Below are 23,297 nucleotides of genomic sequence, written 5' to 3' on the forward strand. Positions count from 1 at the left end.
CCATCTGCGTAGACTGGCAGCCCGTGGCGGACCAGACGAAGCATATCTTTGTTACCGGAGGCGTCGCCTCCTCTCTCGGTAAGGGTCTGACGGCTTCCAGCCTCGGTCACCTGCTCGGCGCTCGCGGCCTTCGGGTCACGATGCAGAAGCTCGATCCGTACATCAACGTCGACCCGGGAACGATGAACCCGTTCCAGCACGGTGAGGTCTTCGTGACCGACGACGGAGCCGAGACCGACCTCGACATCGGACACTACGAGCGCTTCCTCGACGTGAACCTCGCCGGTAGCGCGAATGTCACGACCGGCAAGGTCTACAGCCAGGTCATCGCCAAGGAGCGGCGCGGTGAGTACCTCGGCGACACCGTCCAGGTCATTCCGCACATCACCAACGAGATCAAGGCGCAGATGCGCGCCCAGGCCGGCCCGGATGTCGACCTGATCATCACCGAGATCGGTGGCACCGTCGGCGACATCGAGTCGCTGCCCTTCCTCGAGGCAGCCCGTCAGGTGCGGCAGGACGTCGGACGCGACAACGTGTTCTTCCTGCACGTCTCGCTCGTGCCCTACCTGGCACCCAGCGGTGAACTGAAGACGAAGCCGACCCAGCACTCGGTCGCTGCCCTTCGTCAGGTCGGTATTCAGCCCGATTCGCTTGTGCTGCGGGCAGATCGGGAGCTTCCCGACTCGATCAAGAACAAGATCGCCCGCATGTGCGATGTCGACCAGGAAGCCGTCGCCGCGTGCGTCGATGCCCCGAGCATCTACGACATCCCCAAGGTGATCCACGGCGAAGGTCTGGACGCTTACGTCATCCGCCGCCTTGACCTTCCGTTCCGTGACGTCAACTGGACCTCGTGGAACGACCTGCTCACCCGCGTCCACAGCCCCGAGCACGAGGTCGAGGTCGCGCTGGTCGGTAAGTACATCGATCTACCGGACGCCTATCTCTCGGTCACCGAGGCGTTGCGTGCCGGCGGCTTCCACCACGACGCGCGCGTGAAGATCCGTTGGGTCGCCAGCGACTCCTGCGCCACCGATGCCGGTGCGCAGAAGGAGCTCGCAGGTGTCGACGCGGTGCTCGTGCCCGGTGGGTTCGGGGTGCGGGGGATCGACGGCAAGCTCGGCGCGCTGAAGTGGGCCCGTGAGAAGGGTGTGCCGACTCTCGGTATCTGCCTGGGCCTGCAGTGCATGGTCATCGAGTACGCGCGCAACGTCGCCGGCATCGCCGACGCGTCGTCGAGCGAGTTCGACCCCGACACCAAGACCCCGATCATCGCGACGATGGAGGAGCAGAAGAACTTCGTCGAGGGTGCAGGAGACCTTGGCGGCACCATGCGCCTGGGCGCACAGGAGGCTGCACTGCTGGAGGGTTCGGTCGTGGCCGATGCCTACGGCTCCACCACGGCGACCGAGCGGCACCGGCACCGTTACGAGGTCAACACCGAGTACGTCCAGCAGTTGAAGGACGCCGGACTCGTGATCAGCGGAACCCACCCCGAGTGGGGGCTGGTCGAATTCGTCGAACTGGCGAAGGACGTGCACCCGTACTACGTCTCGACGCAGGCGCACCCGGAGTTCAAGTCGCGTCCGAACCGAGCGCACCCGCTGTTCGCCGGTCTCATCGGTGCGGCGATCGATCAGCAGCGGGCCTCACGGCTGGTCGAGGTCGAGCGGCCGCGCACGCCCGAAGACGCTGCGGCACAGTCGAACTGACCTGATGACGCACGAGCTCCTGCCCTCGGGAATCGCCGACCGTATCGAACCCGCGCCGGTGGTCTCTCGGCGCGAAGCGTTCCACGGCCATGTCTGGAACGTCGTCACCGACCGGGTCGATCTCGGTGATGCCGGAGAGGTCAGCCGCGACTACGTGCAACACACCGGCGCGGTGGCGGTCGTGGCGTTACGCGGTGAACCCGGAGCCGAAGAGGTGCTGCTCATTCAGCAGTACCGGCACCCCGTCGGCACCTACGACTGGGAGATCCCCGCGGGTCTGCTCGACGTCGCGGGGGAGGACCCGCACGCTGCCGCCGTCCGGGAGCTCGCGGAAGAAGCCGAGCTCGGTGCCGAACACTGGTCGGTGCTGCTCGACCTGTTCACCTCGCCGGGCGGCAACTCCGAGAACATCCGCATCTTTCTCGCACGGGACGTCTTCCCATCGGTGCTGGACGACTTCGTCCGTGAGGGCGAGGAGCACGAGATGCCGACGGGCTGGGCGCCGTTGAGCGAGGTTGCCGACGCCGCCCTCGAAGGACGGGTGCACAACGCGGTCGCGATCGCGGGTGTGCTTGCCGCTGCACGCTTGGCGGGAGACTACTCGGGTCTGCGTCCGGCGGACGCTCCTTGGCCGGCTCATCCGGTGTACCGCTGAAAGAGCTTGCCGTGCAAAGGGTTTCGAGTCGAGGTCAGGTCCCGCCGTTCCATGTGATGGAGCTGGTCGCCGCCGCCACCCGTCGCCAGCAGACTCACGGCGACGCGATCATGCTCTGCGTCGGTCAGCCCTCCACGTCCGCACCCGATCCGGTGCGGCGGGAGGTGGAACGGGTGCTCGACACGCACACGCTCGGCTACACCGAGGCGAAGGGCACGCTCGAACTGCGCACGGCCATCAGTGGGCACTACCTACGGCACTACGCAGTCGAGGTCGATCCGGACGAGGTCGTGGTCAGCAACGGCAGCTCGGGCGGCTTCAGTACGGTGCTGCTGGCAGCGTTCGAGGCGGGGGATCGGATCGCGATGACTCGTCCGGGCTACCCGGCCTATCGCAACACCGTCCGCGCACTGGGCTGCGAGCCGGTCGAATTGGTGTGCGGACCCGAGACGCGCTTCCAGCCTTCGGTGGCACAGCTCGAATCGCTGGAGCAACCGATCGACGGGCTGATCATCGCGAGTCCGGCCAACCCGACCGGCACGATCATCGACGCTGCCGAGTTGGCCACGATCGCGCTGTGGTGCGAGGCGAACGACGTGCTGGTGCTGTCGGACGAGATCTATCACGGCATCAGCTTCGGGCGACCGACATCGACCGCTTGGCAGACGTCGCGAAACGCCGTCGTGATGGGATCGGTGAGCAAGTTCCATTCGATGACCGGCTGGCGTCTGGGTTGGAATCTGTTGCCGCACAGTCTGGTTCGCCCGGTCGAACTGTTGCAGGGCAACCTGTCGATCTGTGCGCCGGCGATCTCACAGGCGGGCGCTGTGGCTGCGTTCGCGCAGGAGTCGGAGACCGAACTCGTCGGCCACGTCGAGCGCTATGCACGCAACCGGGACCTGGTGTTACGGCGACTTCCCGAATTGGGTGTGACCTCGTTCGCCCCGCCGGACGGCGCCTTCTACGCGTACTGCGACATCAGCCACCTGACCGACGATTCCCAGCAGTGGTGCCTGGACGTGCTCGACCGCACCGGCGTCGCGCTGGCACCGGGCATCGACTTCGATCCGGTCGACGGTCACCGCTTCATGCGTCTGTCGTTCTGCGGGTCGACCGAGCAACTCGACCAGGCATTCGACCGACTGGCCGCGGTGGTCTGAAACCATGGCCGGGCGAGGTGCTGCTCAACGGTCGGTCGAGCGCGGGAAAGAGCACTCTTGCAGCGGCCTTCGCCCGAAGGCAGCCGACCCCGTGCAGGGTGTTCCCCGTCGACCTGCTGCACTCGATCCGCTCGCGGCCCGACCTGCGTCCACAGGGTTGCCCGCTCACTCCGGACGATTGGCAGGCCATCTTCCGGCGGACTCGAGCGGGCTACCACCGAAGGCCTCTGATCCGTCGCCGGCACCTGCACGCCGTGATACCACAAGCGCGGCACTCTGATCGGTCGTTGTGGACCAACGAGAACTGTCTGTGGAAACCGGCACCGACGACAGAACGGGTCCACTGTGCTCGGCATGAGTTTCCATGACCTTGAAGACGACTGGAGCGATGCACCGGTCACCGATTCCGACGTCGCCGACGTGATCGATCTGCTCGTCAGCTTCGAGGACCGGGACCGCGGTTCGATCACCTTCCTCGTGCTCGACGAGAACGAACGGCTGCTGCAGCCGGTCGCGATCAACGACGTGCCCGCCGACGCGGACGAACCGCCCTGGGTGTTGATGGATTTCCTGCGGGACTTCCTGGACGAGATCGGTGGATGTCTGTTGTTCGCACGCGGGCGGCTCGGTTCGCCGCATCTCGGACCTGCGGATCTGCGATGGCAACAGTGGATTGCGCAGACCTTCGGCGACCGCCTGATCGGCTGCTACCTGGCCACCGACGACGAGGTCACCCGATATGACGAGTGCGTCTTCGAAGACGAACTGGTCAGTTGACGCCGCCTCGGAGCACCTGCGGACGGGCCGGTGCTCCGAGGCGAACCACGCGGGGTCTCAGGCGTGAGCCGCCGCCTTGTGCTGCGCGTCCGGTTCGGCGTCCCTCATCTTGCGGTGCACCATCGGGGAAATGAGCGCCAACAGCGCACCGACGGCGATCGCCATGGCACCGAGCACGAGGTAGAACGTCGTGTCGGACAGTCCGCCCATCGCCTGGATCAACTGCGCGGCCAACGACTGACCCGTGGCGGACGACAGGTACCACAAGGCCATCGCCTGACCGGCGAACGCAGCGGGAGCCAGCGTCGTGGTCGCCGACAGTCCGACGGGGGACAGGCACAGTTCACCGATCGTCTGGACGACGAACACGCTCATCAGCAGGAATACCGGAGCGGTGGGACCTTCGTACTGCGCGCTGCCCCAAGCCATCACGATGAACGACAGACCAGCGAGAACGACGCCCATCGCGAATTTCGTCGGCGTCGACGGGAAGCGTCCGGCCCGGCGGGCCCACAGCATTCCGATCGGCGCGGACAGAATCATGATCGTCACCGGGTTGACCGACTGGAACCACTCGGCCTTGAACGTGAAGCCGAGCGAGTCGAGGTCGGTACGCGTGTCCGCGAACGCGGCGAGCTTGCCGGCGGCCTGCTCGAAGATCATCCAGAAGAACACCGCGGCCAGCCACATCGGCAGGTATGCCCACAGGTGGGTGCGCTCCCGTTCGCTGACCTTCGGGCTGCGGAACATCACCGTGAAGTACGCGATGGACGCACTGATCGACAGGATCGAGATGGCATCGATGACGGCCTCGAGGGTGTCGTCGCGCCACAACCGAGCGACAACGACGAGAAGAGCGACAAGGGCAACCGCGCCGATCAGCATCAGTGGCACCCGCTTGCGCTCATGTGGCTGCAACGGGTTTGGGACGACGTCGCTCTCGCCGGCGACCGATCGGCGTCCGAGGACGAACAGCACCAGGGCGATCGCCATGCCGGCAGCCGCAGCGGCGAAGCCGGCGTGGTAGCCCCAGCGGTCTTTCAGGAACGACACCACGAAAGGGGAGAAGAACGCGCCGATGTTGATCGACATGTAGAAGATCGAGAAGCCGGCATCCCGACGGGGGTCACGGTCGCCGTACAGTTGGCCGACCATCAACGCCGTGTTCGGTTTCAATAGGCCGGTGCCGAGTGCGACCAGCGCGATTCCCAGCCAGGAGAAGGCTGCTGCCGGCATCGCGAGACAGAGGTGCCCGGCCATGATGATGAGCCCGCCGAACAGGACCGCCCGGCGTGCGCCGATGACTCGGTCGGCCGCCCACCCACCGATGATCGACAACAGGTAGACCGCAGCACCGTAGATCGTGACGACTGCTGCGGCGAGCGTCTCATCGACCGCGAGACCGCCGTCGGCGACCGTGTCGACCAGGTAGTACAGCAGGATGGCGCGCATCCCGTAGTACGAAAAGCGTTCCCACAGTTCGACATTGAAAATTGTCCCAAGCCCTCGGGGGTGACCGAGGAAAGTGCGCTCAGGGCTGTCCGGCGCTGATGCCGCCTGGGACATGAGGACTCCTCACAGGTGATGTATCGGACCCCTCAGCATCGCAAAGTGCTCGGTTCACAACCAGCACGATGTCGGAGGGCGTGTTCATGATTCGTCTCTCCGTCGAGAACAGCGAACGGCCCCGCCGTTGGTGCGTGGCGGGGCCGTTCGACGGTAGTGCGTCGGGGCGCTCAGTCGGTTCCGAGGTCGAACGCCGCGCGGTCGAGCGCTTCGTCATCGTCGCTGCCCGCGAACGGGTTCGACGAGATCTGTTTTGCGCCACCGGGCTTCAACTCGCCGACCAGATCTTTCTCGCGCTGCGGGAGTGCGCCCTGCGAGGCGTACAACTCCAGCTTCGCGCGGGTGTCGGCGATGTCCAGGTTGCGCATCGTGAGCTGGCCGATGCGGTCGACCGGACCGAACGCGGCGTTCTCGGTGCGCTCCATCGACAGCTTGTCCGGGTGGTAGCTGAAGTTCTCACCCTTGGTGTCGACGATCGAGTAGTCCTCACCGCGGCGCAGGCGCAGCGCGACCTCGCCGGTGACGGCGGAGGCGACCCAACGCAGCAGACCCTCGCGCAGCATCAACGACTGCGGATCGAACCAGCGGCCTTCGTACAGCAGACGGCCCAGGCGGCGTCCGTCGTTGTGGAACGCGGCGACGGTGTCCTCATTGTGGATGGCGTTGACCAGACGCTCGTAGGCGATCCACAACAGCGCCATACCCGGCGCCTCGTAGATGCCTCGTGACTTGGCCTCGATCACGCGGTTCTCGATCTGGTCGCTCATGCCCAGACCGTGTCGGCCACCGATGGTGTTGGCCTCGTGCATGAGCGCGACGACGTCGTCACCGAATTCGGTGCCGTTGATCGACACCGGCCGGCCCTGCTCGAAACGAATCGTGACGTCCTCGGTGTCGATCTTCACCGACTCGTCCCAGAACGCGACGCCCATGATCGGCTCGACGATCTCCATCGAGGTGTCGAGGTGCTCGAGCTTCTTCGCCTCGTGCGTGGCGCCCAGGATGTTCGCATCGGTGGAGTACGCCTTCTCGGCACTGTCGCGGTACGGGAAGTTGTGTGCGACAAGCCATTCCGACATCTCGTGACGTCCGCCGAGCTCGGTCACGAAGTCGTGGTCGAGCCACGGCTTGTAGATGCGCAAGGCCGGGTTGGCGAGCAGCCCGTAGCGGTAGAACCGCTCGATGTCGTTGCCCTTGTACGTCGATCCGTCACCCCAGATCGACACGCCGTCCTCCTGCATCGCACGTACCAGCAAGGTGCCGGTGACCGCGCGGCCCAGGGGAGTGGTGTTGAAGTACGTACGGCCCGCAGAGCGGATGTGGAATGCACCGGTCGCGATGGCCGCGAGGCCCTCTTCGACGAGCAGGCGCTTGCAGTCGACCAGACGAGCCACCTCGGCGCCGTACTGCGTCGCACGCCCGGGCACGGACTCGATGTCCGTCTCGTCGTACTGGCCGAGATCGGCCGTGTAGGTGCACGGAACGGCGCCTCCGGCACGCATCCAGGCAACAGCACACGACGTGTCCAGACCGCCCGAGAAGGCGATGCCGACACGTTCACCGACAGGAAGGAGTTCAAGACTTTCGACACGGTCGTCATCGTAGGAGGTCGCCCGATGTGGGCGGTGCCACGTCCGATTCGTGGAGGGCGCGGGGTCCACACTGGGCAGATGACCGATCTGCACTGCCCGATGTGTCCGTGTGACTCGCTGCTGCCCTACGACGCGTGCTGCGGCCCGTTGCTGTCCACCGACCGGCTCGCGACGACCGCGCAGGAGCTGATGCGCTCGCGGTACACCGCCTACTTCTACGGCAACCGCGAACACCTTTGGCGCACATGGCATCCCAAGACGCGACCGAACCCGGTGACGGTCGACCCGGAGACCGAATGGACAGGCCTCACGGTTCACGAAACGGTCGACGGTGGCCCGGACGACGAAACCGGCGTCGTCGAGTTCACCGCCACCCACAAGGGCGGTCTGGTGCACGAACGCAGCACCTTCGCACGCCGCGCCGGACGCTGGTTCTACCTCTCCGACGAAGGCTGACGGCGTCCGTCCACAGGACTCCTGGCGCCAGATGTCACCGCACTGAAGGACGCTCAGACGCGCGGAGTCGGTCAACCAGAGGCACTGGCTCTGGTCGTAGAAATTTCTGCGCGCGACGGACCGGCAGTGGGGTGAGCGGCAGGTAAAGCTTGTACCGGCCGGATGGGCAGGAACCGGTTCGCGTCCATTCGCGTGCTGCCCTAGCATTGAGAGCGTTCGAGGTGACGGAGTGACGATCCGCCGGGCCGCAAGGTCAGCCTCGAACCGCGCGTCCGGCGTACCGACGAGAGGCCGGGCGATCTGCCCGGCGAAGGTGTGGTGGCACCGCGATCTGGCCCCCGCCCACACCTCCCGGGCCGCCGTTCCTCGCCAGGAACCGCGGATCCCCGCAGTTCCTTCGGTGAGGACCCGACCGAAAGGAACGAACATGCTTCGTACTCATCAGGCCGGCACGCTGCGCGCGGCGGAGACCGGACAGACCGTCACCCTCACCGGATGGGTCGGGCGTCGCCGCGACCACGGTGGTGTGGCCTTCATCGACCTGCGCGACGCCAGCGGTGTCGTCCAGGTCGTCGCCCGCGACGAGGTGCTCACCGGCAGCGCGCACGACCTGCGCAACGAGTACTGCATCAAGGTCGTCGGCACCGTGCAGCCGCGCGACGCGAAGGACGTCAACCCCGAGCTGCCGACCGGCGAGATCGACGTCGTCGCCGAGGAGATCGAGGTGCTCAGCGAGTCCGCCGCGCTGCCGTTCCAGATCGACGAACGAGTCACCGTCGGTGAGGAGGCTCGCCTCAAGCACCGCTACCTCGACCTGCGTCGTCCGGCACAGGGCAACGCCATCCGCATGCGTTCCAAGGTGAACGCCGCCGCCCGCGCCGTGCTTGCCGAGCGCGACTTCGTCGAGATCGAGACGCCGACCCTGACTCGGTCCACCCCTGAGGGCGCTCGCGACTTCCTGGTGCCCGCACGCCTGGCGCCGGGAAGCTGGTACGCGCTGCCGCAGAGCCCGCAGTTGTTCAAACAGCTGCTCATGGTCGCCGGCATGGAGCGCTACTACCAGATCGCACGTTGCTACCGCGACGAGGACTTCCGCGCCGACCGTCAGCCGGAGTTCACCCAGCTCGACATCGAGATGAGCTTCGTCGAACAGGACGACATCATCGAACTCGGCGAGGCGATCGCCAAGGCGTTGTGGAAGGTCATCGGCGTCGAACTGCCGACGCCGTTCCCGCGCATGACCTACGCCGACGCGATGGCCAAGTACGGCTCGGACAAGCCCGACCTGCGCTTCGGCAACGAACTCGTCGAGTGCACCGACCTGTTCAAGGACACCACCTTCCGCGTGTTCCAGGCACCGTACGTCGGTGCGGTTGTCATGCCCGGCGGAGCCTCGCAGCCCCGCCGTCAGTTGGACGCATGGCAGGACTGGGCCAAGCAGCGCGGCGCCAAGGGCCTTGCCTACGTGCTGCTGCAGCAGGACGGCGAGCTCACCGGACCGGTCGCCAAGAACCTCTCGGACGCCGAGAAGGCAGCGTTGCCGGCGCATGTGGGAGCCAAGCCGGGCGACTGCATCTTCTTCGCCGCCGGCGACGTCAAGAGTTCGCGCGCCCTGCTCGGCGCGGCTCGTCTGGAGATCGGCAAGCGCTGCGGCCTCATCGACGAATCAGCCTGGTCGTTCCTGTGGGTGCTCGACGCCCCGCTGTTCGAACCGGCCGCGGACGCCGTCGCCTCCGGTGACGTCGCCGTCGGCTCCGGCAAGTGGACCGCCGTGCACCACGCGTTCACCATGCCGAAGAAGGAGTACCTCGACAGCTTCGACACCGACCCGGGCGAGGCGCTCGCGTACGCCTACGACATGGTCTGCAACGGCAACGAGATCGGCGGAGGCTCAATCCGTATCCACCGCAAGGACATTCAGGAGCGGGTGTTCGAGGTGATGGGTCTGTCCAAGGAAGACGCGCAGGAGAAGTTCGGCTTCCTCCTGGACGCGTTCTCCTTCGGCGCACCCCCGCACGGTGGAATCGCCTTCGGCTGGGACCGCATCTGCGCCCTGCTCGCCGGCACCGACTCGATCCGCGAGGTCATTGCGTTCCCGAAGTCGGGTGGCGGTTACGACCCGCTGACCGCGGCACCGGCACCGATCACGTCGGCGCAGCGCAAGGAGGCCGGCGTCGACGCCAAGCCGCAGCAGCCGAAGGCTGCGGCGCAAGGTGCCGACGAGGTCAACCCGAACCAGAGTTGAAGGCGTGGGAGCGCGGCTCGCCGCGCTCCCACCGCCGGCGCTGGTTGAGCCACGCGTCCGACGAGCAGGACGCGCGCGCCGAAACCTGGTTCGCCCCTCGGAGATCTGGCTCAGCGAACGAACGGAGACAGCACGTGGCGATCAAGGCGATCCTCTGGGACTGCGACGGCGTGCTCCAGCACCCTGCCCACGACTGGGACGACGCGCTGTCGCGGCTGGGCGGTGCCGAGTTCACCGCCGCTCTCTTCGAGGCCGAGCACGCGGCGCTGCGCGGTGAGCGCTCCCTGCGGGATGTCGTCGCCGATCTGGTCGATCTGCACCCTGTGGCCGTGTCGGTCGAGGACGTGCTGGCTCTCTGGTCGCTCTTCGAAGCGGACGAACCGGCCTGGCAGGTGGTCGACGACGCACGGGCGGCCGGTGTTCGGTGCGTGCTTGCGACCAATCAGCAGGACATCCGGGTCGAGTTGATGCGCCACGAGCGCAAGTACGACGACCGGGTCGACGGTGCCTACTACTCATCCGAGATCGGCCACATGAAGCCGTCCCGCGAGTTCTTCGAGGCGATACTCGCCGACTTGGGCATCGAGGCGCAGGAGGCGCTCTTCGTCGACGATCTCCTGAGCAACATCGAGAGCGCTCGGTCGCTGGGCATCGTTGCGGTGCATCATGATCCGGCGTCCGGCGCCGCTGAGTTGCGGCGCGAGGTAGCGGAGCACGTCCCCGACCTGCGGCAGTAGCGAATCGGGTCGCCGACTCTCAGGCGGCGAAGCGAGCAGAGGCCAGTTGGCGCGACTGCGCCACCAGTCGGCCGGTGGAGTCCCAGACCTCGGCGTCCTCCTCCAGCAGGTTGCCGGTGACCGTCGAAGTACGCAGCCGGATCGCGAGCCAACCCGCCGCCGGGACGGCGCGAACGTAGCCGGTGAACTCGATCGTCGGCACCCAACCCACCGAGCCCAGGTCGAACGCAACCGGCGGGAACGCGTCCAGGAAAGTCAACAGCGACAACGGATCCGGTTCGCGCCCGTCGGCGAACCTGATCCAACCGCGGATCTCGCCCATCCCACTGGGGTCGCCGAGCGCCCAGCCGACGGTCGCGGGATCCAGTCGCATGTCGAAGCGCTGGAGCAGCCCCGAGTTCGTCAGCGCGGACGGCGGCGCCTCGGAGGCCGACACACAGCGCTCGACGTCCGGGAAGGTCGGCATCGGGCTGTGCTTGCGCACCGGTGAGGCGTGCGACGATACGTCGCCCATCGTCACCAGCGCCCGGAAGCGTTCTGAATCTCCCTGTCGCACAATCACTTCGGCGGTCGACATGGTCCGACCGGTACGCAGGACGGTCGGTGCGACCGTCACCTCGCCGGGTACCGCGGGGGAGAGGAAGACCCCACTCCAGGTGAGGGGGTGCGCGTGGTGCTCCGGAACAGCGTCGACCACAGCGACGGTGGAGAGGGCCATCAGCAGCCCGCCGTTCACCGCCTCGCCGATGCTCCACTCGTCCGAAAGCGATCCGCGGTAGGTGCCGTCGGCAGCGGAGGTCAGCGCGATCGCGTCATCGAAGTCGGTCATGTGCACATCCCATCACTCACTGCGAGCCGATGGGTGTCTCGGCGAACCCGCGGGACGCCCAGGCGTGAGCGGTGCGGTAGCCGAGACGGTGGTAGAGCCGACGACCCGTGTCGTTGTCGGAGTACATCCCGAGCGTGCTGACGCCCGAGCGGTCGAGTGCCGCGGTCGTCAGTCCGGCAGTCACGGCTGCGCCGAAGCCACGTCCACGGGCGTCTGGGTGGGTGACGATGCCGGCGAGGTGTGGCGCACCTGCACCCGTGCGGTGCATTGCTCCGGCAGCAACGATGCGACCCTCCTCGCGGATGCCGAGCCACAGTTCGGTTGCGCCCTCGCCCGGACGAGATTCAGCAGTCGGGTTACCGATCTCGTTCAGCGCCAACAGTTCTGCGGCGTCCAACGTATCGTCCAGTTCGTCCAAGTGATCGAGGTGAGGCACGACAGGTGGCGTGTCCACCGTCCACATCCAGTCCCAGTCGCCACCTCGGCCGAAGGTGAAATGGCGCTGCGCGAGCGGGAAGAGATGCTGGTCGATCGAGATGCCGTCTGCCTTCGGCGGCAAGCCTGCCGCGACGATCGCGTCCAGCAGGGGAGCGGCATCGTGCTCCGGGCCGCAGACGTTCAGGTGAACGTTGCGACGATGGTGGCCGCGGCGCAGGAACGCCACGGCCGATCCGAGCGCCCACGCCTGATCGACCAGGGCGGCATCGCATTCCCAACGCACATAGGGGTCGTCGCCGCTCGCGGCAAGGAGTTCGTCACGTCCGCTCAGGGTTCGTAGCTGCAGGTTCACGAGGGTTAGCGTTGCAGTCGTGTCCGACGACCTCTTCGCCGCCTCCGCCGACGCCGACCCCAGGGGTCAGGGCGGCCTACTACCACCGCTCGCCGTGCGGATGCGGCCGCGCAACCTGGACGAGGTACGAGGGCAGCAGGCCGTACTCCGTGTCGGCAGCCCGCTTCGCCGGTTGATCGAGGGCGCCGGGGGAGCGGCCGGTCCGGTTTCGGCGATCCTGTGGGGGCCGCCCGGCACCGGCAAGACGACACTCGCGCACCTGGTGGCCGGCGCCACCGACCGCAGGTTCGTCGAGCTCTCGGCGATCAATGCGGGAGTCAAGGACGTCCGGGCGGTGCTGGACCAGGCGGTGCGCGACAAGTCCCTCTACGGGCGCGACACAGTCCTGTTCCTCGACGAGATCCATCGGTTCAGCAAGGCGCAGCAGGACGCATTGCTGCCCGGTGTGGAGAACCGGACGATCATCCTGGTCGCGGCCACGACCGAGAATCCGTCCTTCTCGATCATCGCCCCACTGCTGTCCCGGTCGGTCACAGTCACACTGAAGTCGTTGGACGACAGCGATATTCGTCAACTGATCACCGACTCGGTGGCCGACGAGCGCGGCCTTGCTGCCGAGTTCGTGCTGGACGACGAAGCTCTCGACCACCTCGTCCGGATGGCCGGCGGTGACGGACGGCGTTCGCTCACCTCGCTCGAGGCGGCCGCAGGTGTCGCGCTCGACCGTGACGACACCGCGACGCCGACCCACATCACGCTTGCCGACGTGGAGCAGGCAGTAGCGACGGCGGCGGTGCGCTACGACAAGACCGGCGACCAGCACTACGACGTCGCCTCGGCCTTCATCAAGTCGATGCGGGGAAGCGATGTCGACGCCGCGCTGCACTACCTCGCCCGTATGTTGGAGGCGGGTGAGGACCCGCGCTTCATCGCCAGGCGGGTGGTCATCTCCGCCTCGGAGGAGATCGGGATGGCCGATCCGACGGCACTGCAGACGGCCGTCGCGGCCCTGCACGCTGTCGCCCAGATCGGCATGCCCGAAGCGCGTCTGGTGCTCGCCCAGGCAGTGGTACACAATTGTCTGGCTCCGAAGTCGAACGCGACCTATGCGGCGATCAACGCGGCCATCTCCGACGTCCGGGCCGGCCGGATCGGGCAGGTTCCGGCCCACCTGCGCGGCACCGGCTATGCGCGCGCCGCCGAGTACGGCAGTGGCGAGGGCTACCGCTACACGCACGACGAACCCAATGGCGTTGGGCCGCAACAGTTCCTGCCCGACGATCTGATCTCAGAAGCGGACTATTACCACCCGTCCGACAGGGGCTGGGAAGCGACCCTGGGACAGCGTTGGGCGACCCTTCGCAGCACCATCCGGAACCACACATTGTGATCTCGGACACTTGGTAACGATTGGGTGACCGTACGGCACCGAAGGGTTGAACCTGGCAAACCGTGTGGCATGTTTTTCCACGGCGTGAGGCACGTGTGAACCACGAGCCGCCGGGTGGGGGCCTGGTACACGTCGCAACCGAAGGTCAGTCAACCGACGAGCCCGAACCCGCGTCTGTCCCAACGGAGGATCGATGAGCTTCAACCCGCAGCAGGTGGCCGAGTCTGTCTCGGAGGCCACCGTCGAACCGGTAGACACCGGTCGTCGTGGGAAGAAGGACAAGGGTCTGAGCACCGCCGGTAAGTCGCCGGTTCAGATCGCCATGGCGCGCCTGCGCAAGGACAAGGTCGCGATGATCTGCTTCGGCATCATCGTCGTGTACGTGCTGGTGGCCATCTTCGCTCCGGCGTTGGCCGCGCTCGAAGGGCAGGACCCCGCGACCACGCACTCCGACCTGCTGGACGTCGACGGACTTCCCACCATCGGGCAGACCGCCGACCACTGGCTGGGCATCGAACCTTCGCTCGGCCGTGACCTGTTCGCTCGCTTCGTGTACGGAGCACGTCCCTCCATCGTCATCGGCACATTCGCCGCGATCGCAACAACGGTCATCGGCGTGACGGTCGGTCTGCTGGCCGGCTACTTCGGTGGCTGGATCGACAACATCGTCTCGTGGGTCATCGACTTCATCCTGTCGCTGCCGTTCCTGCTCTTCGCCATCGCGCTGGTGCCGATCATCACCTCATGGTTCGGCTCTCCGCTGGAGATCTCCGACGACACGGTCACCAAGGTTCGCTTCGGCTCGCTGGTGTTCGTGCTCACCTTCTTCTTCTGGGCCGGCCTTGCTCGCCTGGTACGAGGCGAAGTGATCTCGATGCGCGAGAAAGAATTCGTGCAGGCCGCTCGGGCGCTGGGCGTGCCCACGCGCCGGATCCTGTTCAAGGAGATGCTTCCGAACCTGGTCGGCCTGATCATCGTGTCGCTGACGTTGGCCATCCCGGCGTTCATCTCCGCCGAAGCCGGTCTGTCCTTCCTCGGTGTCGGGCTCAAGGAGCCGACGGCTTCGTGGGGTCTGACGATCGCCGCGGCACAGGGCTACTACGAATTGCAGCCCCTGTACCTGTGGGTCCCCGTGATCGCGGTCTCCCTGCTGGTGCTCGCGCTGTCGCTGCTGGGCGACGCGATCGCGGACGCGTTCAACCCGAACACCCGCCGATAAAGACTTCGATCCGTCGCCGACGGATCGTGCAGAACCTTCCTGGTGCTGGCCGGGAAGTACACAAAGGAGAAACAACATGCGCTGGACCAAGGTCGTGGCGCTGGCTGCAGCGGGCACTGTGTCGCTCGCAGCCTGCGGTGGAGGAAGCCCCTCCGACAAGAAGACCGACGCGGGCAAGGGTTCGAACTCGTCGACCTCGCAGGGCACGGCCGCGGCCGACCTGCAGGCCGACGCCAAGGGCCCCGCTCCGGAGATCCAGGGTGCGAAGAAGGGCGGCACGCTGACCATCAAGTACGCGTCGGTGCCGGAGACCTTCGACCCGACCCGTGCTTACTACCAGGACACCATGGCCATCCTGAGCCAGCTGGTGACCCGTACGCTCACCACCTACAAGGTCGAGAACGGCAAGTCCGTCCTCGTGCCGGACCTCGCGACCGACCTGGGCAAGGCTTCGGAAGACGGCCTGACCTGGACCTTCACTCTGAAGGACGGCCTGAAGTACGCCGACGGAACCCCGATCAAGGCTGCCGACATCGCCTACGCGGTGAAGCGGTCGTTCGCCACCGAGGAACTGCCGGACGGCCCGCCGTACGTCATGGACTACTTGCTCGACGGTGACAAGTACAAGGGTCCGTTCAAGGACAAGGGCGAGTACAAGGGTGTCGTCGCCAAGGACGACAAGACCATCGAGTTCAAGCTCAAGAAGAAGTGGCCGACCTTCCCGTACTACGCGGCGTTCACCCAGGTCTCGCCGATTCCGCAGGCCAAGGACACCAAGGACAAGTACGGCGACAACCCCATCGCCACCGGTCCCTACATGTTCGACAAGTACGTCAAGGGCCAGAGCCTGACGCTGAAGAAGAACCCGAACTGGGATGCTGCCTCGGACCCGGCCCGCCGCCAGTACGTCGACGCGTACAACTTCCAGTGGGGTACGGACACCAAGCCGACCCAGACCGCGATCCTCGCCAGCAACGGTCCGGACGCCACCACCCTGAACTGGGACGGCGTCGACTCGACGCTGCTGCAGAAGGTCAACCAGCAGAAGGACCAGCTGGTCACCGGTCCGGACCCGTGTGTCACCTACTTCAACATCGACACCCGCTCCGTGCCGCTCGAGGTCCGCAAGGCGATCGCCGCTGCGTACCCGTACGACCAGGTGCGCAAGGCGTCGGGCGCGACCAGCCTGAGCTTCACCCCGGCGACGTCGTACATGGCGCCGCAGGTGCCGGGCTTCAAGGCCTACGCCCCGCAGAACGGCATGACCGGCCAGGGTACGGGTGACCCGGAGAAGGCCAAGAAGATGCTGAAGGACGCCGGCAAGGAGAACTTCGAGATCTCCTGGTACTACACCCAGGACAACCCGGACGCAGTCAAGGCGAACATCGCCCGCAAGACGGCGTTCGAGAAGGCCGGCTTCAAGGTCAAGGACGTCGGTGTGCCGAAGGCTGACGCTCGTAAGCGTCGCGCCGAGACCGACGGCAAGGTCAACACCCTCACTGGTCCCGCCGGATGGTGCTACGACTGGCCGGCCGGCGACTCCGTCTACCCGGCTCTGTTCACCAGCGCCGTGCAGAAGGGTGGCCACAGCGTGGGCTTCCTGGCTGACAAGACGCTCGACGCCGAGATCAACCGCATCATCGGTCTCGACGCCGACAAGCAGGGACCGGAGTGGAACAAGCTCGACGAGAAGCTGGCCAAGGACTACATCCCGGCGATCCCGCTGGGTTACGGTAAGGCCAACTTCATCTTCGGCAAGCAGGTCCACAACGTGGTCAACGACCCGAACCGCGGTATGCCGGACCTGGCCCAGGTCTGGGTCGGCTGACCTACGTCAGTAGCAACACCTTGAAGTAAGTTCACGAGCGGGGCCGCCCGGTGATCCCGGGCGGCCCTTCTCGCGAGCCCCCAACGCACCCCATTCCGACCAGGAGTACTCGTGCTCGTCTACGTCCTCCGACGGCTGCTCATGACGCTCAGCGTCATGCTTGCCGCGGTGACCTTCACCTTCGTCATCTTCTATCTCGGCCCGAACGATCCCGCCGGAATTTCGTGCACCCGTAACTGCACCGAGGAGCGGATCGCGGAGATCGAAAAGAGCATGGGCCTCGACAAGCCCAAGGTTCAGCAGTACACCGAGTACGTGAAGGGGATCGCCGTCGGGCGCACGATCACCTCCGGCGGTTTCCAGAAGGAATGCGCCGCCCCCTGCCTGGGCTGGTCCTGGGTTCAGGACCGTCCGGTCAAGGACATGGTCTTCCAAGCAGCTCCGGTCACGCTGTCGGTGGTGGTCGGCGGCACCGTGGTCTACACGCTCTTCGGCTTGATGTTCGGGGTGGTGGCAGCGCGCAACAGAGGTAACTGGGTCGATCGGATGATCGTCGGTATCACCCAGTTCGTCCCGTCGGTGCCCTACTACATCCTCGCGCTGCTGTTCTTCCTGTACCTGATGGTGCTGCATCCCATTCTCCCGCGCAGTCAGTGGGTGCCATTCACCGAAGATCCTGCAAAGTGGTTCGTCGGCCTGATCGGTGTCTGGCTGATCTACGGCCTGATCCAGGCGACGGCATACGTGCGCTACGTGCGCGCCGCGATGATCGACACGCTCTCCGGTGACTTCGTCCGCACCGCCCGATCGAAGGGCCTGTCGGAGCGGAAGGTCGTCGTCAGCCACGCGTTGCGCGCTGCGATGGCACCGTTCCTGACCCTCGTCGGCCTGAACATCGCCGCGGACCTGTCCGGGGCGGTCTTCACCGAGCGCATCTTCGGTCTGCCCGGCATGGGCACCTTGGCGATTCGTTCGTTCGATCAGCAGGACCTGCAGGTCATCAGTGGCGTCGTCCTGGTCGGAGCCCTGGTCGTCAGCGTCGGCAACCTCATCGTCGACCTGCTGTACGGCGTCGTCGACCCACGCGTGAAGCTGTCCTGAGGAGAGAAGAGCGATGTCCACAGCAGCAATCAGCGAACAGTCCTCCCGCCGTCCGCGGCTCGACCCCAACGCCGAGACCATCCTGGAGGTCAAGGATCTGCAGGTGCAGTTCCCGACGGCCGATGGTGTGGTCAGTGCCGTCAACGGCGTGAGCTACGAGCTCAAGCTCGGTGAAACCCTGGCGATCGTGGGGGAGTCCGGTTCGGGCAAGTCCGTGTCGTCGATGGCCGTCATGGGCCTGCACGACCCGAAGCGCACCCGGATGAGCGGGTCGATCCTGCTCGACGGACAGGAACTGGTGGGCGCGAGCCCGCAGACCTTCCAGAAGGTGCGCAGCAACACCGTGGCGATGATCTTCCAGGATCCGCAGTCTTCACTGCACCCGTTCAAGAAGATCGGAAGCCAGATCGCCGAGGCGTACCTGGTGCACCACAAGGTGTCCAAGAGTGTCGCCCACAAGCGTGCGGTCGAGATGTTGGACCGTGTCGGTATCCCGAACCCGGCGCGTCGTGCGAAGCAGTACCCGCACGAGTTCTCCGGTGGTATGCGTCAGCGAGCGATGATCGCACTCGGTCTGGTGAACGACCCGCGTCTGCTGATCGCGGACGAGCCGACCACCGCGCTCGATGTGACAGTGCAGGCACAGATTCTCGACCTGCTCAACGACCTGCAGCGCGAGTTCGGTTCGGCGATCATCATGATCACGCACGACCTCGCTGTCGTCGCGGAGGTCTCCGACAAGGTGCTGGTGATGTACGCCGGCCGCGGTGTCGAGTACGGCACCACGCGTGAGGTGCTGGCCGATCCGCGTCACCCGTACACCTGGGGCTTGTTGTCGTCGGTGCCGTCACTCTCGGCAGCACTCGACGTGCCGTTGAACCCGGTCCGCGGCAACCCGCCGAGCCTGTTGAACTTGCCCAAGGGCTGCTCGTTCAACCCGCGGTGCGACTACGCCGACCGTGTTCCGGGAGACCGGTGCTTCACCGAACTGCCGGCGTTCACCGAGGTGCCGGGCGAACCCGGACGTCTGACCCGGTGCCACCTGGCCGAGCCCGCCGAGATCTTCGCGGCCGAGGTCGCGCCGCGACTGGGGAAGTAGTACGAGATGGCAGATCTGAACAAGGAATCGGGCACCGGCTCCCACGCAGCCGGCGCCGAAGAGAACGCCGCAGGCGCCGGTGCCACGCATCGGCCGGAGTACGACGCTGCCCCGGTGGTGCACGAGCGCAAGGCCACCGCCGGCCGTGAGCCGCTGCTGGTGGTGGAGAACCTCGCCAAGCACTTCCCGGTGAAGGAGTACTCGGGGCTGTTCCCGACCACCCTGCAGACACGGGCCGTCGACGGAGTGAGTTTCGACCTCGCCGCGGGGGAGACCCTGGGCCTGGTCGGTGAGTCCGGCTGTGGCAAGACCACGACGGGTCGTCTCATCACCCGACTGCTGGAGCCGACCGACGGCAAGATCACCTTCGGCGGCAACGACATCACCCACATGAAGGAGAAGGACCTGCGTCCGCTCCGTCGTGACATCCAGCTGATCTTCCAGGACCCCTACGGTTCGCTGAACCCCCGCTTCACGGTTCAGTCGATCGTCGGTACCGCACTGGAACTGCACGGCATCGTGCCCAAGAAGCAGGTCAAGGCACGCGTTCAGGAGTTGCTGGAACTCGTCGGTCTGAATCCCGAGCACATCAACCGGTATCCGAACGAGTTCTCCGGCGGTCAGCGTCAGCGCATCGGTATCGCCCGAGCGCTGGCCGTGGAGCCGAAGGTCATCGTGGCCGACGAACCGGTGTCGGCGCTCGACGTGTCGATCCAGGCACAGGTCATGAACCTGATGAGCAAGTTGCGCAAGGAACTCGACATCGCGTTCGTGTTCATCGCTCACGACCTCGGCGTCGTGCGGCACTTCTGCGACCGCGTCGCGGTCATGTATCTGGGCAAGGTCATGGAACTCGGCGACCGCGAGGAGATCTACGGCGCACCCGAGCACCCGTACACGCAGGCGCTGCTCTCGGCGGCGCCCGACCTGAATGTCGTTCGTGGCCACGTGCCCGAGGAGCGGATCCGACTGGTCGGTGACGTCCCGAGCCCGATCGATCCGCCGAGCGGTTGCCGCTTCCGCACCCGGTGCTGGAAGGCACAGGAGATCTGTGCCAGCGAGGAACCGCAGATCAAGGGGCACGGGGAGCGTTTCGGTCACGGCATCGCCTGTCACTTCCCGGAGAAGAAGACCCACCTCACCGCAGAGGTCGTCGAGGCGGACGCCTGATCCACGCAGGACGCATTCGAACGGCGGCCGCACCACACACCGTGGCGCGGCCGCCGTTCGTATCTGTCGCGACGACCCTCACCGACGGGCGATAAGCTTCGAGGGATGCATACCGACACCTTCTCCCGAGCAGCCCGACGACGCGACGTCGCCGGGACAGTCGGGTCGTGTCGGCACCTGGGAGCACGAGCCGCGTAGGGCCCTGTCGGCCCCGCCCCTCGTCCTGCCCATTTTCTTGATCGAAACCTAAGGATTCTCATGGAAACCGCCGAGATCCGGCGCCGTTGGCTGAAGTTCTTCGAGGACAACGACCACGTGGTCGTGCCCAGCGCACCGCTCATCTACGACGACCCCAACCTGCTGTTCGTCAACGCCGGCATGGTGCCGATGAAGCCGTACATGCTCGGCCAGCAGACGCCGCCGTGGCCGCGCGCCACCAGCGTCCAGAAGTGCGTGCGCACCGGTGACATCGAAGAGGTCGGCAAGACCTCACGTCACGGCACGTTCTTCCAGATGAACGGCAACTTCAGCTTCGGTGACTACTTCAAGGAGCGCGCCATCGAACTGGCGTGGGGCCTGGTCACCACCCCGATCGCCGACGGCGGGTACGGCCTCGACCCCGAACGTGTCTGGCCGACCGTCTACGAGGACGACGACGAGGCGTACGCGATCTGGCACGAGAAGATCGGCATCCCCGTCGAGAGGATGACCCGCCGCGGCAAGGAGGACAACTACTGGAACATGGGTGTGCCCGGTCCGGGTGGTCCCTGTTCGGAGTTGTTCTACGACCGTGGCGCGCAGTACGGCGCCGAGGGCGGACCGGCGGTCGACGAGGACCGTTACATGGAGTTCTGGAACCTCGTGTTCATGCAGGACGACCTGTCACAGGTGCGCAGCAAGGCCGACTTCGACATCGCCGGTCCGCTGCCCGCCAAGAACATCGACACCGGTATGGGCCTCGAGCGCATGGCGACGCTCCTGCAGGGCAAGGACAACCTGTACGAGATCGACGAGGTCTTCCCAGTGCTCGCCAAGGCCGCCGAGATGACCGGCAGGAAGTACGGCGAGAAGTCCGGGCAGGCGGCAGGGCAATCGCACCCGGACGACGTGCACTTGCGTGTGGTCGCCGACCACGTCCGCTCCAGCCTGATGCTCATCGGCGACGGAGTGACCCCGGGGAACGAGGGTCGCGGCTACGTGCTGCGTCGCATGCTGCGCCGCGCGGTGCGCGCGATGCGGTTGCTCGGTTACGAGGACAAGGCCCTGCCCGAACTGCTGCCGGTCTCCATGGACCGCATGAAGGCCAGTTACCCCGAACTCGAGATCGATTTTCCCCGCATCAGCCAGATCGCCTACGGCGAGGAGGACGCGTTCCGCCGCACGTTGGGCGCCGGCACGGTCATCCTCGACACCGCCGTGACGAAGGCTAAGCAGAGTGCTGCGTCGACGGGCGGTGGCCAGGCGACGCTCGCGGGCGAGCAGGCCTTCCAGTTGCACGACACCTACGGCTTCCCGATCGATCTGACCCTCGAGATGGCCGCCGAGCAGGGTGTCCAGGTCGACGAGCCGGGGTTCCGCCGCCTGATGCAGGAGCAGCGCGATCGCGCGAAGGCCGACGCGAAGTCGAAGAAGGCCGGCCACGCGCACACCGAGGTGTGGCGTGAACTGCGAGCCCTCGGTGCAACCGATTGGTTTGCCTACCAAGGACTTTCGGCGGACGCGAAGATCACCGGCATCGTCGTGGACGGCGTGCAGGTGCCCGAGCTTCGTCCGGGTCAGACCGGTCAGGTCGTACTCGACCGCACCACGTTCTATGCAGAGTCCGGCGGTCAGATCGCAGACTCAGGAGTCATCGCCGGTCCGTACGGCGAGTTGCCGGTGCGCGACGTTCAGCGTCCGGTCAAGGGCCTGGTCGTCCACACCGTCGAAGCCGGCGAGCACGGGCTCACCGTCGGCGACGCAGTGGAGGCGAAGGTCGACCCCGAGTGGCGTGTGTCGGCCTGTCAGGCACACTCCGGCACCCACGTCGTGCACGCGGCGCTGCGGCAGGTCCTCGGCCCGTCCGCGCTGCAGTCGGGTTCGTACAACAAGCCCGGTTACCTGCGTCTCGACTTCGCGTGGAACTCCGGCCTCTCGGCCGCGACCCGCAGCGAGATCGAGGAAGTGTCGAATCTCGCTGTGCGACAGGACCTTCCGGTGTCGGCACAGTTCATGACGCTGCCGGAAGCGCGCGAATGGGGGGCGCTCGCTCTCTTCGGGGAGACCTATGACGAGCAGGTACGCGTCGTCGAGATCGGTGGCCCGTGGTCGCGCGAACTGTGCGGTGGCACGCACGTCGCGCACTCCTCGCAGATCGGTGCCCTGACGCTCACCGGTGAGGGGAGTGTCGGCTCGGGCGTACGTCGTGTCGAGGCGCTCGTCGGGATGGAAGCGCTGCGTTACCTCGCCAAGGAACGAATGCTGGTCGCCGAACTCAGCGGAATGGTCGGCGCGCAACCGGGCGAACTGCGCGACAAGGTCGACGCCCTGCTCGGCCGGGTCAAGGACGCCGAGCGCGAGATCGCCAGGCTGAAGCAGGAACAGGTGCAGGCCGAGGCTGCCTCCCTCGTGGAGCAGGCACAGGACATTTCCGCGGTGAAGGTGCTGACCCACCACGCGGGTGACCTACCGGCGGACCAGGTGCGCTCGCTGGTGCTCTCGTTGCGCGCCCGCCTCGGTGACGCGTCCGGCTCCGTCGTGGCGGTCACCGGTGTCAATGCCGGGCGGCCGGTGGTCGTGATCGCTACCAACCAGTCGGCCCGTGACCGCGGCATCCAGGCGGGTGCGCTGGTCAAGCAGGCCGCGTCCGTGCTCGGTGGCGGTGGCGGTGGCAAGCCGGACGTCGCCCAGGGCGGCGGCCAGGACCCGTCCAAGGTGGACGAGGCGCTGTCGGCCGTGGCCTGCGCGATTCGACAGACACTCGACTGAT

17 protein-coding genes and 1 pseudogene are annotated in these 23,297 nt (G+C 66.2%); 14 read left to right on the forward strand and 4 right to left on the reverse strand.

Going from position 1 to position 23,297, the window contains the following annotated elements:
• The first annotated feature begins 23 nt into the window (after positions 1-23).
• The 4 genes from MF407_RS05870 to MF407_RS05885 all read left to right on the forward strand — a co-directional run bounded on the left by MF407_RS05870 (position 24) and on the right by MF407_RS05885 (position 4,307).
• Positions 24-1,715 carry a CTP synthase gene (locus MF407_RS05870; protein ID WP_239701730.1) on the forward strand — a complete coding sequence of 564 codons (1,692 nt, stop codon included), beginning with the start codon at positions 24-26 and terminating at the stop codon, positions 1,713-1,715.
• 4 nt (positions 1,716-1,719) lie between these two features.
• Positions 1,720-2,370: an NUDIX hydrolase gene (locus MF407_RS05875; protein WP_129624992.1), complete on the forward strand. Its 651-nt coding sequence runs from the start codon at positions 1,720-1,722 to the stop codon at positions 2,368-2,370.
• A 56-nt stretch (positions 2,371-2,426) separates the two neighbouring features.
• Positions 2,427-3,530, forward strand: a complete 1,104-nt coding sequence (locus MF407_RS05880; RefSeq protein WP_239701731.1) for an aminotransferase class I/II-fold pyridoxal phosphate-dependent enzyme — start codon at positions 2,427-2,429, stop codon at positions 3,528-3,530.
• A 354-nt stretch (positions 3,531-3,884) separates the two neighbouring features.
• Positions 3,885-4,307 carry a hypothetical protein gene (locus MF407_RS05885; RefSeq protein WP_239701732.1) on the forward strand — a complete coding sequence of 141 codons (423 nt, stop codon included), beginning with the start codon at positions 3,885-3,887 and terminating at the stop codon, positions 4,305-4,307.
• A gap of 57 nt (positions 4,308-4,364) precedes the next feature.
• Here the strand turns inward: MF407_RS05885 and MF407_RS05890 are convergent, their stop codons facing one another.
• Both MF407_RS05890 and argG read right to left on the reverse strand, forming a co-directional pair.
• The gene (locus tag MF407_RS05890) at positions 4,365-5,873 is read right to left on the reverse strand and encodes an oligopeptide:H+ symporter (RefSeq protein ID WP_239701733.1); all 1,509 of its coding nucleotides are present in this window, start codon (positions 5,871-5,873) and stop codon (positions 4,365-4,367) included.
• Positions 5,874-6,043: 170 nt separating this feature from the next.
• A pseudogene (gene argG / locus MF407_RS05895) lies at positions 6,044-7,444 on the reverse strand (argininosuccinate synthase); the annotation flags it as partial.
• A 99-nt stretch (positions 7,445-7,543) separates the two neighbouring features.
• On the opposite strand from argG, the gene MF407_RS05900 reads away from it, so the two are divergent.
• The 3 genes from MF407_RS05900 (at position 7,544) to MF407_RS05910 (ending at position 10,903) form a co-directional block, all read left to right on the forward strand.
• Positions 7,544-7,921, forward strand: a complete 378-nt coding sequence (locus MF407_RS05900; RefSeq protein ID WP_239701734.1) for a YchJ family metal-binding protein — start codon at positions 7,544-7,546, stop codon at positions 7,919-7,921.
• 427 nt (positions 7,922-8,348) lie between these two features.
• Positions 8,349-10,166 carry an aspartate--tRNA ligase gene (gene aspS / locus MF407_RS05905; protein ID WP_239701735.1) on the forward strand — a complete coding sequence of 606 codons (1,818 nt, stop codon included), beginning with the start codon at positions 8,349-8,351 and terminating at the stop codon, positions 10,164-10,166.
• A 134-nt stretch (positions 10,167-10,300) separates the two neighbouring features.
• Complete coding sequence (locus MF407_RS05910) at positions 10,301-10,903, forward strand: HAD-IA family hydrolase (protein ID WP_239701736.1); 603 nt, start codon at positions 10,301-10,303, stop codon at positions 10,901-10,903.
• 19 nt (positions 10,904-10,922) lie between these two features.
• Here the strand turns inward: MF407_RS05910 and MF407_RS05915 are convergent, their stop codons facing one another.
• Together MF407_RS05915 and MF407_RS05920 are read right to left on the reverse strand one after the other, a co-directional pair.
• Positions 10,923-11,732 carry a thioesterase family protein gene (locus MF407_RS05915; RefSeq protein WP_239701737.1) on the reverse strand — a complete coding sequence of 270 codons (810 nt, stop codon included), beginning with the start codon at positions 11,730-11,732 and terminating at the stop codon, positions 10,923-10,925.
• A gap of 16 nt (positions 11,733-11,748) precedes the next feature.
• Positions 11,749-12,522, reverse strand: coding sequence for a GNAT family N-acetyltransferase (locus MF407_RS05920; RefSeq protein WP_239701738.1), 774 nt, complete (start codon positions 12,520-12,522; stop codon positions 11,749-11,751).
• Between the two features lie 19 nt (positions 12,523-12,541).
• On the opposite strand from MF407_RS05920, the gene MF407_RS05925 reads away from it, so the two are divergent.
• The 7 genes from MF407_RS05925 (at position 12,542) to alaS (ending at position 23,296) form a co-directional block, all read left to right on the forward strand.
• Positions 12,542-13,912, forward strand: a complete 1,371-nt coding sequence (locus MF407_RS05925; protein ID WP_239701739.1) for a replication-associated recombination protein A — start codon at positions 12,542-12,544, stop codon at positions 13,910-13,912.
• A 193-nt stretch (positions 13,913-14,105) separates the two neighbouring features.
• A complete protein-coding gene (locus MF407_RS05930; RefSeq protein ID WP_129625001.1) occupies positions 14,106-15,131 on the forward strand; it encodes an ABC transporter permease in 1,026 nt (341 codons plus the stop codon).
• Between the two features lie 76 nt (positions 15,132-15,207).
• The gene (locus tag MF407_RS05935; protein ID WP_239701740.1) at positions 15,208-16,959 is read left to right on the forward strand and encodes an ABC transporter substrate-binding protein; all 1,752 of its coding nucleotides are present in this window, start codon (positions 15,208-15,210) and stop codon (positions 16,957-16,959) included.
• Positions 16,960-17,070: 111 nt separating this feature from the next.
• Positions 17,071-18,060, forward strand: a complete 990-nt coding sequence (locus MF407_RS15815; RefSeq protein WP_141928734.1) for an ABC transporter permease — start codon at positions 17,071-17,073, stop codon at positions 18,058-18,060.
• A 13-nt stretch (positions 18,061-18,073) separates the two neighbouring features.
• The gene (locus MF407_RS05945) at positions 18,074-19,159 is read left to right on the forward strand and encodes an ABC transporter ATP-binding protein (RefSeq protein ID WP_141928733.1); all 1,086 of its coding nucleotides are present in this window, start codon (positions 18,074-18,076) and stop codon (positions 19,157-19,159) included.
• Positions 19,160-19,165: 6 nt separating this feature from the next.
• Positions 19,166-20,329, forward strand: a complete 1,164-nt coding sequence (locus MF407_RS05950) for a dipeptide ABC transporter ATP-binding protein (RefSeq protein WP_129625005.1) — start codon at positions 19,166-19,168, stop codon at positions 20,327-20,329.
• 258 nt (positions 20,330-20,587) lie between these two features.
• Positions 20,588-23,296, forward strand: a complete 2,709-nt coding sequence (gene alaS / locus MF407_RS05955; protein ID WP_239701741.1) for an alanine--tRNA ligase — start codon at positions 20,588-20,590, stop codon at positions 23,294-23,296.
• The last annotated feature ends 1 nt before the right edge of the window (position 23,297 follow it).

The organism is Yimella sp. NH-Cas1, assembly GCF_022359705.1.
Classification (GTDB): Bacteria; Actinomycetota; Actinomycetes; order Actinomycetales; family Dermatophilaceae; genus Yimella; species Yimella lutea.